This window comes from Vibrio sp. SCSIO 43097 (genome assembly GCF_023650755.1).
Classification (GTDB): Bacteria; Pseudomonadota; Gammaproteobacteria; order Enterobacterales; family Vibrionaceae; genus Vibrio; species Vibrio alginolyticus.
In genome coordinates this window covers 863,249-877,374 of sequence record NZ_CP071841.1, presented here as the reverse complement: position 1 = coordinate 877,374, position 14,126 = coordinate 863,249, and the positions used below count along the sequence as shown (strand labels likewise).

Genomic DNA, 14,126 nt, shown 5'->3' with positions numbered 1-14,126 from the left:
CTTTATGGCTTAAATTCTTTATTAGGCCGCCATAATGACGGCCGTAGCATTCAGTATCTGAAGGTTAAGCAATCTTAGTGATTTTGACTGGGCACTTCTTAAAGTCTGTCTGTTTAGACAGTGGATCAGTCGCATCTAGGATAAGCTTGTTAATCAAAATACGTGCATCAAAGAACGGTACGAATACCAAGCCTTTTGGCGGACGGTTACGACCGCGAGTTTCAACACGAACGCGTACTTCACCGCGTTTGTTTGCCATGAGTACTTCTTCACCACGACGAACATTGCGTGCTTTTGCGTCTTCTGGGTGCATGTAACACACTGCGTCTGGTACTGCTTTGTATAATTCAGGTACACGACGAGTCATGGTGCCTGTGTGCCAATGTTCAAGAACACGACCAGTACATAACCACATATCAAATTCATCGTTCGGTACTTCTGGTGGCGCTTCGTATGGCGCGGAAATGATCTTCGCTTTGCCGTCAGCATTGCCGTAGAAGTCCCAACCAGAACCTTCTTTCGCGTATGGGTCTGAACCTTCTTTAAAGCGCCACTGTGTTTCCTTACCATCAACAACAGGCCAACGTAGACCACGTACTTGGTGGTAGCGGTCGTATGGAGCCAAATCATGCCCGTGACCACGGCCAAATGTTGCGTATTCCTCAAACAGACCTTTTTGAACATAGAAACCGAAGTGGTGAGCATCGTCATTCAGTTCACGAGCTTCTTCGATAGGGAATTTGTCGACGTTACCATTGCGGTAAAGTACGTCGTACATTGTTTTACCACGGTATTGAGGCGCTTTCGCTAGAAGCTCTTCAGGCCACACTTCTTCCATTTTGAAGCGTTTCGAGAACTCCATTAGTTGCCAAAGGTCCGATTTTGCTTGACCGACTGTGCCCACTTGTTGGTACCAAGCTTGGGTACGACGCTCTGCGTTACCGTAAGCACCTTCTTTTTCAATCCACATTGCGGTAGGAAGAATAAGGTCTGCTGCTTGTGCTGTTGCTGTCGGGTATGGGTCAGACACAACGATGAAGTTTTCTGGGTTGCGGTAACCTGGAAGACGTTCTGTGTTGATGTTTGGACCGGCTTGCATGTTGTTGTTACATTGAACCCAGTAACAGTTCAGAACGCCGTCATTCAGCATACGGTCTTGCAATACGGCGTGGAAGCCAGGTTTTGGTGGAATCGTACCTTCTGGCAGTTTCCAGATGTCTTCTGCAATCTTACGGTGTTTAGGGTTAGCAACCACCATATCCGCTGGTAGGCGGTGAGCAAACGTACCAACCTCACGAGCGGTACCACATGCTGATGGTTGGCCCGTTAGTGAGAATGGGCTGTTCCCCGGAGTCGAGATCTTACCGGTTAGTAGGTGGATGTTGTAAACCAAGTTATTCATCCATACACCACGAGTATGCTGGTTCATACCCATCGTCCATAGAGACATCACTTTCGTGTTTGGATCCGCGTATTGCTTCGCAAGCTCGATAAGCTTCTCTTTCTCAACACCAGAGATTTCAGATGCTTTCTCTACTGTGTATGGCGCTACTGATTTCTTGTACTCTTCGAATGAGATAGAAGTGAGTTTGCCAGAGTTCGGGTTCTTCGCTGCTTTTTGTAGCGGATCGTCGTCACGTAGACCGTAGCCGATGTCAGTGTCTGCTTGAGTGAAGTTCGTGTGTTTGTTCACGAAGTCCCAGTTTACTGCATCGTTTTCGATGATGTAGTTTGCGATGAAGTTAGCAATTGCAAGGTCAGACTGAGGATTGAAAATGTAGCCGTGGTCAGCCAACTCAAATGAACGATGGTAGTAAGTAGAAAGCACGTTCACTTTAACGTGAGGGTGGCTTAGGCGGCGGTCAGTAATGCGAGTCCATAGAACCGGGTGCATCTCTGCCATGTTTGAGCCCCAAAGAACGAAAGCGTCTGCGTTCTCGAAGTCATCGTAACAACCCATTGGCTCATCGATACCGAATGCGCGCATGAAACCTACAACGGCAGAAGCCATACAGTGACGAGCGTTTGGATCAATGTTGTTTGATCGGAAGCCTGCTTTCATTAACTTTGACGCAGCGTAGCCTTCCATTACTGTCCATTGGCCTGAGCCAAACATACCTACGCTTGTTGGGCCTTTTTTCTCGAGGGAAGCTTTCCATTTCTCAGCCATGATGTCGAAAGCGTCATCCCAAGAGATAGGTGTAAATTCACCATCTTTGTGGAATTTGCCATCTTTCATTCGTAGCATCGGTTGAGTTAGACGGTCTTGACCGTACATGATCTTAGAAAGGAAGTAACCTTTGATACAGTTCAGACCTTTGTTTACTGGTGCTTCTGGGTCACCCTGTGTTGCTACCACTTTGCCGTTTTGAGTGCCAACAAGAACAGAACAGCCTGTACCACAGAAACGACAAGGTGCTTTGTCCCATGTGATTTTGGTTTGATCAGAGCTTGCAATCAGGTTGGCTGCAGATGCTGGTAGTGTCACACCTGCGACAGCAGCAGCTGATGCAGCCGCGTTTGCTTTCACAAACGCACGTCTTGTCATTTTCATACTTCACCCTCGATTTGGGAATGTTGTGTTCCAGTGTCTTCTTCATCCGTTTCTTCAAGCCCAGTTTCGATTTGGTGATAAACCAATACCGTGCTTAAGACGTTCGGTAAATTGTTAATGGCATCGATAGTGTCTGTGATGAAACCTTGGTTCTCAGTTTCAAGTACGACGATAATCTTGCCTTCAGGACTGTCACCATAGATTTCCGCATTTTCGTGTGCTTCTATCTTTTGTTTGATTTCGTCCAAATGTTCCGGCAGCACATGTACTACCAAACTTGAAATATGCACTTCATTTAGTGACATATAGCTCTCTCATTTATTTTTATTGCCTTTGGCCGACGACATTCGGCTTAGGCTGTTGTATTGCTCACATTGATGGATGAAGTCGGGCACACTGAAACACAGGCGCCGCAGCCGTTACACTCATCAAGGTCTAAATTGGGTTGTGCTACTTTCCCCAGTTCTAATTTGAACTGAATTGCCATCGGGTCGCACATATCCCCACAACTTCGGCATTCGACATTTTGTTTTGCTAAGCAGTTATCGTTGATACTTGCTTTTGCTTGCCAAGGTTGTTCTGTTTCTGGCAAGAAAAGGGGCTCAGGACAGGCGTTTGCACATTGATAGCAAAATGTGCATTCATCGATGGAAAAATCGACCGAGGGGAATCCGCCATCACTTTTGGTTATAATCTTTGTTTCACAGGCCTCAATGCATTTACCGCAGCGAGTGCAATCGTCCGTAAACTGTTGCGGTTTAGTTAACCAAGGCAAACGTACGGCGTTGTCGGGGTGCGCTTTTCTTGCAAAGAGTCTTCTTCTGGAAAGGTCTACCACTTAGTCACCTCGAAACTTGGAACCCAAACTAAGCATAGTCCACAATTTTCATTAATAAACTGTCATTTAAACTAACGAAATTGTAGTTTTTGACATATTTGTATAAATACCTCTTAGGGGGTAAATGGTATGCAATATTGTTTTGGATCAATAAATTCCGTCGCAGGTGATCACATATTGATAAAGTTGAAAGGTAATGGGTTCATTGCACGTACATATAGGATTGTTAATGGGCGAGGAACTCAGATTGTTTAAAAATGTGAAAAAGTCGGTGACGCGCACGATTGCATCCGCGATGCTTCTTATTTTGCTGCTCTCAGTCGCTACGACTGGTTTTGCGATTTTTACGTTAGCGTCGAGTTTGAACGATGCTGAAGCCGTCAATGTTGCTGGCTCGATGCGAATGCAAAGCTACCGTCTGGCGAATGATATTCAGGTTAAATCTGTTGACTATTCTTCACATATTGACGCATTTGAACATTCGATATATTCACCTTCAATGAAAGCGCTTCAGCATTGGTCTGTGCCAGAAGACATCACTCACGATTACTACCGTCTTATTATCAGATGGCATGAACTCAAGGCGGTGCTGAGAGGAGACAACCCGGCAGAATATCAACTCCTAGTGGCCGGTTTTGTTGAACAAATCGATGAGTTTGTATTTAAGCTGCAGAGCTTTTCGGAGCAAAAACTGATTAACTTAGCCTGGATCGGCGGGTTAGGGTTGGGGGGCATTCTTTGTGTCAGTATGTTTGTCGTTCATTTTGTGCGCCTCGAAGTTGTTCGGCCTCTGCGTGCCTTAGTTTTTGCTAGCGAGCAAATTAAAAATCGCTCATTTAATATATCGCTCAATGTATCCAGCGATAATGAAATGGGAATACTGACTCGAACCTTTAATCGGATGGCGACAGACCTTGGTAAGTTGTACCGAGGATTAGAACAAGCGGTTGATGAGAAAACACGTAAATTGCAGCATGCCAACCAGTCTTTAGAGGTGCTGTATGACTCGTCAAAAGAACTCACGGCGTCGCGTATTAATCAAGACAATTTCCAGGCGATTTTGCAGCATATCGTCAGTCTTGAGGGCATTAAAGCGGTCAAACTTGAAATCGAGCAGCTGGGAGAACCGAGCTGGATATTGATGGAAGGAGAAGAATGCTGCCAAGATTGTGATGAAGATTGCCACGGTAAAGCCCTGATGCTAGATGGTGAGCACTTGGGTTATTTATATTGGAAAGCAGGGTTACCTTGTCCGAACGAGGCTCTTATTGACAACTTCGTGCAGATTTTATCACGCGCCGTGTATTACAATCGGGCGCAGCGCCAAGCAGAACAAATTCTGCTGATGGAAGAGCGAGCCACTATTGCTCGGGAGTTGCATGATTCATTGGCTCAAGCACTCTCTTACTTAAAAATTCAGGTCGCTTTGTTAAAGAGAAGCGTAAAGAACTTGCCTGACGAAAAGGCGATCGCGCAGGCTAATCAAGTTATTGCTGAGCTAGATACGGGCTTATCTGCGGCTTATACGCAGTTACGCGAGTTACTGACGACGTTTCGTCTTACGATTAAAGAGGGCAGTTTTGGCCAAGCATTGCAAGACATGGTTGAAACGCTCAGTGAACAAACTGCTGCGGACATTACGCTAAAAAATAGACTTTCATCAACTGAACTGGATGCACATCAGCAGGTTCATTTACTACAGTTGATAAGAGAAGCGGCAATTAATGCTATCAAACATGCGCAAGCAGATAATATTCACATTCAATGTCTCGATAATGATGGAAAAGTCACAGTAACCGTTAGCGACGATGGAATAGGCTTTGAACATCAAGACGAAAAATTAAATCATTACGGTATGAGTATCATGCAAGAGCGGGCCGCTAGACTGCATGCCGATCTTCACATCGAAGCATCGATAAACAAAGGTTGTACCGTAAAATTAGAATTCCAACATAGTAAGGAAGTAAACAGTGACAGTGTGTAAAGTAATGCTGGTGGATGATCACCCACTCATGCGAAGAGGTATCCACCAGCTTTTAAGCTTTGAGCCTGAGTTTGAGGTCATTGCAGAAGCAAGTAATGGCGCGGATGCAGTAGCGAAAGCGCATGAGCTGGAACTGGATCTTGTACTTCTTGATCTTAATATGAAAGGCATGTCTGGCCTTGATACTTTGCAAGCACTGCGTGCAGATGGCTGTGAAGCCAGAATTGTCATTCTAACCGTTTCGGATAGCCCAGCAGATATAGAAGCAATAGTTCGAAGTGGTGCCGATGGCTATTTATTGAAAGACACTGAGCCCGATGAGTTGGTTGAGTTGCTAAAACAAGCGCATCAAGGGGACAAGGCATACAGCCAAGAAGTTTCTAAGTATTTGAGTGAACGTTCAGAGCAAGAGGACGTGTTTGATACACTGACCGATCGTGAATCTCAGATCTTAAGAGAGGTGGCAAGAGGTTTCCGCAACAAGCAAATTGCCGATCGTCTTTTTATCTCTGAGTCTACGGTTAAAGTACATATGAAGAGTTTACTTAAAAAGCTTCAAGTTCCTTCTCGTACTGCAGCAACCGTCCTTTATCTTGAGCGCTTTGGCGACATCAAATAACATTGTTGGATTTGAATCTGTAATAATAAATAAAATCAAACAGTTATATTGATTCTGACGAATAAAAAAACCGCCTGTTAGGCGGTTTTTTTACTTGTCTGGGCGAATAGAGTACAAGTCACTGTTGTGCTTACCACACTCCAAATAGTACTGATAAGCCACTTTTTTGCTTTCAGCAATGACTCTCATGCAGTGCATTTTCCCCTGTTCAAAATATCGAATCTCATATTCTACACTGGTATCAAGTTGCTCAGCGGCTGCCATACTTCGCCTCCATAAACCATCCAAAAAACATCCATGCAAATTATATGCCGTTATAGGGAGCGTCGTTCGGTACGTTTTTTAGCCGATAATTGCGCTCTAACTCACTTTTTTGCGGATAGCTGTGATCAAAAAGTTAATTTCAAACTCTATATATTATTAAGGTGGCAATCAATATTTGTCACACTGGTGTAAGTTTGCCGCAATACTAAGTGATACAGGTTGAGTATAGAACTTAATCAACAGAAAAGGGAATACGAATAAGTGACTAAATTAAAGGGTGTATCTAATAAGGCGCTTCGTTATGGCCTTCTATTTTGCTTCGTATTTCTGCTTGCCGGTTGTGCGAAAAAGTTTTTATACAGCAATATCGATTGGTTCGTGCTCGATTACTTAGAGGACTATGTCTCGTTGCAAGGGGAACAAGAAGTCCTGGTGGAAGAGCGCTTATTATTGTTGGCAGACTGGCACAAGAAAGAGGAGTTACCATTATATATCGAACATTTAAAAGACCTTGAGAGATTAAAAGCGAGCGATATCACCTTAAATTACTTACAACAAAATCGAGATAGAATGCGAGCGCATTACGATAGAGTGGTCAGCAAAGCAGCACCAGATCTTTTTGCGTTAAGTTTGCAATTAACGAAAGAGCAAGAACGCGAGTTTTTGAGTAATGTACAAGAACATTATCAAGAGCGAAACGCAAAATATGCCGATAAGACAGAAGACGAAGTGCGTGAAATTATTCTGGATAACACTGAAGAGTGGATGGAAGAATGGCTAGGGAATCTATCAGGAAATCAGCGTCAATTAGCTCAAAGATTTTCTCAGCAAGTTATTTTAAACAGCCCTTTATGGAGAGATTATCGAGCCACGGTATATCAAGAGCTCGAATACTTGTTCGACAACAAATCTAATGTTGTGACTTATCAAGATATATTTATGCGACTCTTGTTCGAGCCAGAGAGTTATTATAGTGAGCAGCTTTCTCTGAATATTGACTCTAACTTTGCATTGGTTGATCAACTGACATTAGATGTTTCTCGTTCGATGACCGATAAGCAATGGCGTCATTTTCGTGAAAAGGTTAAAGAGTGGCGAGTACTGGCTGAGGAACTTTTAGATTAAATTCATACTTCAATGAGCGAAAGCAAAGCGCAAAAGCCTTTCTTATCAAAAAATGATTCAAAGCAAATTCTTATTGAGCTAAGAGCGTAACATAGCGTGAGGTTTGATGAGGCAACGTCAGCTTATCAATGCGTGATAATGCCTCATCGTACAAAACAATGAGAATAAATATGAAACATTTAGTTGAAAGATTTCTTCGATACGTCACGTTTGATACCCAATCCAATCCACATGTGACGCTTTGCCCAAGTTCACCTGGTCAGCTTGTGTTTGCTGAGTTACTTAAAAAAGAGATGATCGAGCTTGGTTTAAGTGACGTGACTTTGGATAAAAATGGCTACTTGATGGCTAAACTGCCAGCCAATGTTGATTATGAGGTTCCTCCTATCGGCTTCATTGCCCATATGGATACCGCGCCGGATGCATCTGGCAAAAACGTAAAGCCGCAATTCATCGAAGATTACCAGGGTGGCGATATTGCATTAGGGTTGGGGGATGAAGTGTTATCTCCCGTGCAATACCCAGATTTACATCACCTACATGGCCACAATCTTATTACTACCGATGGCACTACATTACTTGGCGCGGATAACAAAGCTGGTATCGCAGAGATTCTTTCCGCGGTAGCTCTGCTACTGGAAAACCCAGACATTCCACACGGCGACATTTGTATCGGCTTTACTCCGGATGAAGAAATCGGTCGTGGTGCAGATTTGTTTGATGTTAAAAAATTTGGCGCGAAATGGGCATACACTATAGATGGTGGCCCGCAAGGTGAATTGGAATACGAAAACTTTAATGCAGCAAACGCTGATGTAATTTTTCATGGAGTTAGCGTTCATCCAGGTACCGCAAAAGGCAAAATGGTCAATGCGATGAACTTGGCTGCGAAATTTCAAGTTCAAATGCCCCAAGATCAAACTCCGGAAACAACCGAAGGTTACGAAGGGTTCTTCCATCTAAAATCGGCAGAAATGGGCGTTGCACGAAGCGAGCTAGGTTACATTATTAGAGACTTTGACCGTCAAAGACTTGAGGATCGAAAAGCCTTTATGCAGAAACTCGTCGATGAAATGAACACGGGTTTACGCCATGGTTCTGTAGAGCTAAAAATAAAAGACAGCTATTACAATATGAGAGAAATGGTTGAGCCTTACCCTCATATCATTGAGCTGGCAAAGCAAGCGATGGAAGCGTGTGATGTGGAACCGATTATAAAACCTATTCGTGGTGGTACAGATGGTGCCCGTTTATCTTTTATGGGTTTGCCGTGCCCGAATATCTTCACCGGTGGTTTTAACTTCCACGGAATTCATGAGTTTATTTCTGTTGAAATGATGGAAAAATCAGTACTCGTTATTGTCAAAATTGCTGAGCTCACAGCGAAAAAACACAGTTAAAAGACTACGTCGAGACCTCTTGCAGATTTAATAACAAAATAGCCCAGATCTCTCTGGGCTATTTAAATATTAAGATGGAATACTAGCGCACGTCTTTGTCTTCAATTTCAATGTCTTCTAGCGGTAACCAGTCGACTTTCACACCCGCTTGGTCGAACATATCTTGACTGACTTGGATTTTATCTCCCCAGCGAGATAAAAAGTCTTCAGACTGCTCAGGGCAGTGTACGTGTGAGATCCCTGTTTGAATGATCTTTGCCGCGCAGTTAGGGCAAGGAAAATGCGTTACCCAAATATCACATCCGTCTAAGTCACGTTTTGAGAACAAAATTGCGTTCTCTTCCGCGTGCAGTGTTTTAAGGTATTTCAACTCGCGCTCATCGGTGTCGACACTGTCAGAAACACCATGCGGATAGCCATTAAATCCAACAGATACAATGCGATTCTGTTTAGTAATAACGGCACCGACTTGTGTTGATGGGTCCTTACTCCAAGACGCCACTAGTTCTGCCATCTGGTAAAAGCGTTTCGCCCATTTAGAAATCATAGTCATCCTCTCTGTCGAAGGCGTTGAATTAATTGAATGATAACCCATTTATATTAAAAAAATAGTCAAAATCGGGGTCTTGAGTATGAAGGCGTCACTTTTTACCTTTTTAGCCACAAAACGTTCTTATCTTGAGCACTGAATCTCACTTTACGCCCGAATACAATACTCCCGTTAGTGTTTCCAAGCACACGCTAAAATTCGCGATCTCCTAAGGCGTATATTAAATAGTTATGATTGAGTTGTATGTATATTGCTCATTGAATACCACTGTTAACTAAATTACTTTATTTTCCTTTTGTTTCTCATGTTTACATTTAGAAACACCTTGGGCGCTTTTCAGTGAAGTTTTCAGTGGCAGCAAGGAGTAAGGTTGATAGGAATTCAACAATATCCTGTTCTATAAAGACGGTAAATACATGCAAAAGAAACCACTTGTCGCACTAATGGCGGCTACAGCAATCCTCGCTGGATGCGGGGAAGCTAATAATGCCCAAACGAAAGGTCAAGCGCCTCTCGTAGTGACTCAGGATGTCACGGTTATCGACTACCAACCGAGCAAGTCTTATATCGGTCGCATTGAAGCAGTAGAAGATACCAATATTACCGCGCAGATTTCTGGCTACTTAAAAGCTCGTCACTTTGAAGAGGGGCAAATGGTAGAAAAAGGGCAGCTCCTTTACTCTATCGAGCCATCTTCTTTTGAAGCCCAAGTCGCGAGTGCTAAAGCCGCACTTGCACAAGCTAAAGCGGCGCTAAAAAAAGCCGAATTAGATCATACTCGAGGTAAAAACTTGTTGCCTCGCGGTAGTATCTCTCAATCTGAGTTTGATGCTTTAACTGCGGCACTTCTTGGTGCGAGAGCAGAGCTAGAAGCGGCAAATGCTCAACTTAAACTTGCTGAAGTTAACCTTTCCTATACTCAAATCCGAGCACCTTTTAGCGGACGTATTAGTGATACCAAAGTGAGTACGGGTGATCTGGTTTCTCCATCATCTGGCGTGCTGACAACTCTGGTGAGTTTAGATCCAGTTCATACCTCATTTAGTGTGAGTGAGCGTGAGCGTTTAGCTATGGGTATGGATCAAGTAAAAGGTGATGGCTCGGCTGAATCAAACCGCGTTGAAGTTCAGCTTGAACTGGAAAATGGACAGTTTTTTGAGCATCTAGGTAAGCTTGATTTCTTAGGTAATCGTATTGACACCAAAACGGGTACGATTGCTATGCGCGCGCTAGTGCCAAACCCAGAGCAGAAGTTACTTCCGGGTCAACACATCAAAGTGAACTTGAGAGATAAGAACACGAAAGACGTTATTGTTATCCCACGACGTGCCGTACAGACTGACTTAGAAGGTGACTTTGTGATGGTGATGGCTGAGGGAAGTGTGGCAGAGCGTCGTAACGTCGAGCTTGGCCCTCAGGTTGAACAAGGCATTATCATTCGAGAAGGGCTCGATCAGGAAGATACGGTTATTACACAAGGCCTACAACGTGTGCGTAATGGTGTAGAAGTGCGCCTTCAAGCACCTGCTGAAGATAAGCAGTAGGGGGCACTATGTTAAGTCGTTTCTTTATTCAGAGACCTAAATTCGCGCTGGTTATTTCGATCATATTAACGCTAGCCGGCGCGATCTCACTGGCGATTTTGCCAGTGGCTGAGTACCCACAGATAAGCCCGCCATCAGTAAGCGTTTCGGCTTACTACACTGGCGCGAGTGCGGAAGTTGTCGAGCAGGCCATTGCGGACCCCATAGAGACGTCAGTCAACGGCGTTGAGGATATGATATACATGTCTTCAAAGAGCGCGAACGATGGCTCTTACAGCCTAAACGTCACGTTCGATGTTGGCACCGATCCAGATATGGCGCAAGTTAACGTGCAAAACCGCGTGTCACAGATTGAGTCAAAACTGCCTCAAGAAGTTCGCATGGTTGGTGTGACGGTGAAAAAGCGTTCACCTGACTTGCTGATGGTACTTAACTTCTATTCACCTGATGGCAAATACGATGATCAGTTCTTGATTAACTACATTAACTTGAATGTAAAAGATCAGTTGGCTCGTGCGAAAGGTATCAGTGAAGTTAACGTGATTGGTGGTGGCGAATACGCAATGCGTGTTTGGTTAGATCCTGAAAAAATGGCCAACCTTAAGCTAACCACGTCAGACGTATACGCCGCTTTGGCTGAACAGAACGTTCAAGTTGCGGCAGGGCGTGTAGGTGCAGCACCATACAACAATCCGCAAGAAGTTCAGTTTAACCTTGTGACCAAAGGTCGCTTGGAAAGCGTGAGTGAGTTTGAGAACGTAGTCCTTCGAGCTAATCCCAATGGCTCTACGGTTTATCTGAAAGATGTTGCTCGCGTTGAACTAGGCAAAAAGTTCTACGATGGTAACGGTAAGTTCCGTGGCCAGGACGCGTCAATCGTTGCGTTGTCTCTTCAATCGGATGCGAATGCGTTAGAAAGTGGTCAGGCCGTCATGGAGCTCCTTGAGGGCTTGAGCAAAAACTTCCCAGAGGGAATGGAATACGAGACCAGCTACGATACAACCGTGTTCGTATCTGAATCGATCAAAGGGGTAGTAAAAACACTGATTGAAGCGATTCTATTGGTGATCGCTGTAACTTACTTGTTCTTGGGTAGTGCGCGTGCAACGTTGATTCCTGTTGTCGCGATCCCCGTTTCTCTGATTGGTACGTTTGCCATCATGCAGGCAACGGGCTTCACCATTAATACGGTTACTTTGTTTGGCCTGATCCTTGCGATTGGTATCGTGGTGGACGATGCGATTCTGGTTATCGAAAACGTCGATACTACCATGGCGAAAGACCCAACCATTTCACCGCGTAAAGCGACGTTGCTAGCGATGAAAGAAGTAACGGGACCAATCATCACGTCGACCTTGGTTCTACTTGCGGTATTCATACCCGTCGCCATGCTGCCAGGTATCACCGGTATCATGTATCGCCAGTTCGCTTTGACCATCTGTATTTCGGTTGTGATTTCATCCATCAATGCATTGACGCTGTCTCCAGCACTTTGTTCTCTGGTATTGAAGCAGGGTGGGGGCAATACCGCTAACTGGTTCCAGGCTTTCAACCGAGGCTTAGAGCGCATCACTACGCGTTATGGCCAGATCGCTGGTTTCTTGGTGAAGAAGTCTTTACTGCTCGTGACGTTCTTTATAGTTGCTATCGCAGCGGTCACTTTCTTTGCGAAAACCACCTCTACAGCGTTTGTTCCTCAAGAAGATAAAGGCATTTTGCTGGTTAACGTACAGCTACCAGATTCAGCCTCTTTATCACGTACTGAAGAAGTCACCAATGATTTAATGAAAATGATCGGTGAAGAACCTGGTGTGGATGGTGTGACGGTTGCGAACGGTTACTCGTTTATGACAGGCGCAGCAGCATCAAACGGTGCTTCTGTATTTATCAAATTGCATGACTGGGATACTCGTAACTCGCTGCAAGGAGAGCACTCTGCTAATGCTATCGCGGCACGTATTAACGGTCGAGCGGCGACAGAGTTACCTCAAGCGGTTGTTTTTGCGATGGGACCACCGGCGGTTCCTGGTATGGGCGCTGCGTCTGGTTTTGAGTTTGTGCTTGAAGACACGCTAGGGCGAAGTCGTACCGATTTGTCGATGGTCATGGGAGAAATGATCCAAGCGGCTAACCAAGCGCCTGAAATTGCCTACACGTTTAGCACGTTCCGCGCGAATGTTCCGCACTACTACGTTGATATCGATCGTGAGAAAGCGCAGCAATTAGGTATTTCGCTGTCGTCTATTTTCCAAACCTTGCAAGGCAACTTAGGTTCGCTTTATGTGAATGACTTCACCATGTTTGGTAAGAACTTCCGCGTAACCATGCAAGCTGATAGCCAGCACCGTAGCAGCATGGAAGATCTAGAGCGTTTCCATGTTCGTTCTTCGAACGGTGATATGGTTCCGTTAAGTACGCTAGTGAGCTACGAGCAAGTGTTTGAGCCTGATGTGGCATGGCGTTACAACATGTACCGCAGTGCTATCATTCAAGGCCAACCAGCTCCGGGTTACTCTAGTGGTGATGCGATTGCCGCAATGGAACGCGTTGCTGCTGAAGTTCTTCCGCAAGGGTACACGTATGAATGGACAGGTATGGCTTATCAGGAAGTGCTTGCGGGCAACCAAGCCATTTATGCGTTTGCGCTGGCTTTGATCTTCATTTACTTGTTTATGGTGGCTCAGTATGAAAGTTGGAGTATTCCACTGGCTATTATTTTGGTGGTCCCAGTAGCCACGTTAGGTTCCTTCCTTGCGTTAAATCTAACTGGCACGCCGCTTAACTTGTATGCCCAAATTGGTCTTGTCTTGCTCATAGCCTTGGCGGCGAAAAACGCAATTTTGATTGTGGAGTTCGCCAAGCAAGAGCGTGAAGAAAAAGATGCTGATATCGATAGTGCAGCGGTTAAAGGAGGCACGTTACGTTTCCGCGCTGTGAATATGACATCTTGGTCATTTATCCTGGGTATCTTCCCGCTTATCTTTGCCGCTGGCGCGGGGCACGTGAGTCAAAACTCACTCGGCGTGTCGCTGATTGGTGGTCTATTGTGTGTGCTTCTAGCAGGTACATTCTTGATCCCAGGCTTCTACGCTCTGGTGCAAAGACAGCGTGAGAAAGTTCATGGCGGCAACACCAAGCTGGTTCCTCTTGATGATGAATAATCACATCCGAAGTGCGCAGTAAGCACGAAGTGACAATTGAAAAAAAGCCCGAAGCAATGATTGCTTCGGGCTTTCTATTTTGAAAAG

Annotated in this window: 11 protein-coding genes; 6 read left to right on the top strand and 5 right to left on the bottom strand. The window is 44.8% G+C overall.

The window, feature by feature from the left end:
* Positions 1 to 64: 64 nt before the first annotated feature.
* From napA to napF, 3 genes are read right to left on the bottom strand one after another with little or no spacing between them, the layout of a single operon-like run.
* Positions 65 to 2,554: a periplasmic nitrate reductase subunit alpha gene (napA, locus tag J4N40_RS20205; RefSeq protein WP_005389060.1), complete on the bottom strand. Its 2,490-nt coding sequence runs from the start codon at positions 2,552 to 2,554 to the stop codon at positions 65 to 67.
* Positions 2,551 to 2,859, bottom strand: a complete 309-nt coding sequence (locus J4N40_RS20200) for a chaperone NapD (RefSeq protein WP_005373535.1) — start codon at positions 2,857 to 2,859, stop codon at positions 2,551 to 2,553. The genes napA and J4N40_RS20200 overlap by 4 nt, the downstream gene beginning before the upstream one ends.
* A gap of 47 nt (positions 2,860 to 2,906) precedes the next feature.
* The gene (napF, locus tag J4N40_RS20195; RefSeq protein WP_005373529.1) at positions 2,907 to 3,392 is read right to left on the bottom strand and encodes a ferredoxin-type protein NapF; all 486 of its coding nucleotides are present in this window, start codon (positions 3,390 to 3,392) and stop codon (positions 2,907 to 2,909) included.
* A 247-nt stretch (positions 3,393 to 3,639) separates the two neighbouring features.
* Here napF and narQ point away from each other — a divergent pair, with 247 nt between their 5' ends.
* Both narQ and J4N40_RS20185 read left to right on the top strand, forming a co-directional pair.
* A complete protein-coding gene (narQ, locus tag J4N40_RS20190) occupies positions 3,640 to 5,376 on the top strand; it encodes a nitrate/nitrite two-component system sensor histidine kinase NarQ (RefSeq protein ID WP_025767926.1) in 1,737 nt (578 codons plus the stop codon).
* 4 nt (positions 5,377 to 5,380) lie between these two features.
* Entirely contained in the window at positions 5,381 to 5,995 is a 615-nt protein-coding gene (locus J4N40_RS20185; RefSeq protein ID WP_031777156.1) for a response regulator, read from the top strand.
* Positions 5,996 to 6,085: 90 nt separating this feature from the next.
* On the opposite strand, the gene J4N40_RS20180 is transcribed toward J4N40_RS20185, so the two are convergent.
* Entirely contained in the window at positions 6,086 to 6,259 is a 174-nt protein-coding gene (locus J4N40_RS20180) for a hypothetical protein (protein WP_005373524.1), read from the bottom strand.
* 261 nt (positions 6,260 to 6,520) lie between these two features.
* Here J4N40_RS20180 and J4N40_RS20175 point away from each other — a divergent pair, with 261 nt between their 5' ends.
* Positions 6,521 to 7,384, top strand: a complete 864-nt coding sequence (locus tag J4N40_RS20175; RefSeq protein WP_047101217.1) for a DUF6279 family lipoprotein — start codon at positions 6,521 to 6,523, stop codon at positions 7,382 to 7,384.
* A gap of 170 nt (positions 7,385 to 7,554) precedes the next feature.
* Positions 7,555 to 8,784, top strand: coding sequence for a peptidase T (gene pepT, locus J4N40_RS20170; RefSeq protein ID WP_031781280.1), 1,230 nt, complete (start codon positions 7,555 to 7,557; stop codon positions 8,782 to 8,784).
* A gap of 82 nt (positions 8,785 to 8,866) precedes the next feature.
* Here pepT and J4N40_RS20165 read toward each other — a convergent pair whose 3' ends face one another.
* Entirely contained in the window at positions 8,867 to 9,331 is a 465-nt protein-coding gene (locus tag J4N40_RS20165; protein ID WP_005373515.1) for a dCMP deaminase family protein, read from the bottom strand.
* A gap of 419 nt (positions 9,332 to 9,750) precedes the next feature.
* On the opposite strand from J4N40_RS20165, the gene vmeY reads away from it, so the two are divergent.
* Positions 9,751 to 10,878 (top strand): multidrug efflux RND transporter periplasmic adaptor subunit VmeY, encoded by a 1,128-nt coding sequence (gene vmeY, locus J4N40_RS20160; protein WP_017635193.1) that lies wholly within the window; start codon positions 9,751 to 9,753, stop codon positions 10,876 to 10,878.
* A gap of 8 nt (positions 10,879 to 10,886) precedes the next feature.
* On the top strand, positions 10,887 to 14,039 hold the full coding sequence (gene vmeZ, locus J4N40_RS20155) for a multidrug efflux RND transporter permease subunit VmeZ (protein ID WP_017635194.1): 3,153 nt from the start codon (positions 10,887 to 10,889) through the stop codon (positions 14,037 to 14,039).
* The last annotated feature ends 87 nt before the right edge of the window (positions 14,040 to 14,126 follow it).

What these genes read in the sequence shown, in the direction of transcription:
- napA (WP_005389060.1), bottom strand. Translation starts at nt 2,554, where the DNA reads ATGAAAATGACAAGACGTGCGTTTGTGAAAGCAAACGCGGCTGCATCA.
- J4N40_RS20200 (WP_005373535.1), bottom strand. Translation starts at nt 2,859, where the DNA reads ATGTCACTAAATGAAGTGCATATTTCAAGTTTGGTAGTACATGTGCTG.
- J4N40_RS20185 (WP_031777156.1), top strand. Translation starts at nt 5,381, where the DNA reads ATGCTGGTGGATGATCACCCACTCATGCGAAGAGGTATCCACCAGCTT.
- J4N40_RS20180 (WP_005373524.1), bottom strand. Translation starts at nt 6,259, where the DNA reads ATGGCAGCCGCTGAGCAACTTGATACCAGTGTAGAATATGAGATTCGA.
- pepT (WP_031781280.1), top strand. Translation starts at nt 7,555, where the DNA reads ATGAAACATTTAGTTGAAAGATTTCTTCGATACGTCACGTTTGATACC.
- J4N40_RS20165 (WP_005373515.1), bottom strand. Translation starts at nt 9,331, where the DNA reads ATGATTTCTAAATGGGCGAAACGCTTTTACCAGATGGCAGAACTAGTG.
- vmeY (WP_017635193.1), top strand. Translation starts at nt 9,751, where the DNA reads ATGCAAAAGAAACCACTTGTCGCACTAATGGCGGCTACAGCAATCCTC.
- vmeZ (WP_017635194.1), top strand. Translation starts at nt 10,887, where the DNA reads ATGTTAAGTCGTTTCTTTATTCAGAGACCTAAATTCGCGCTGGTTATT.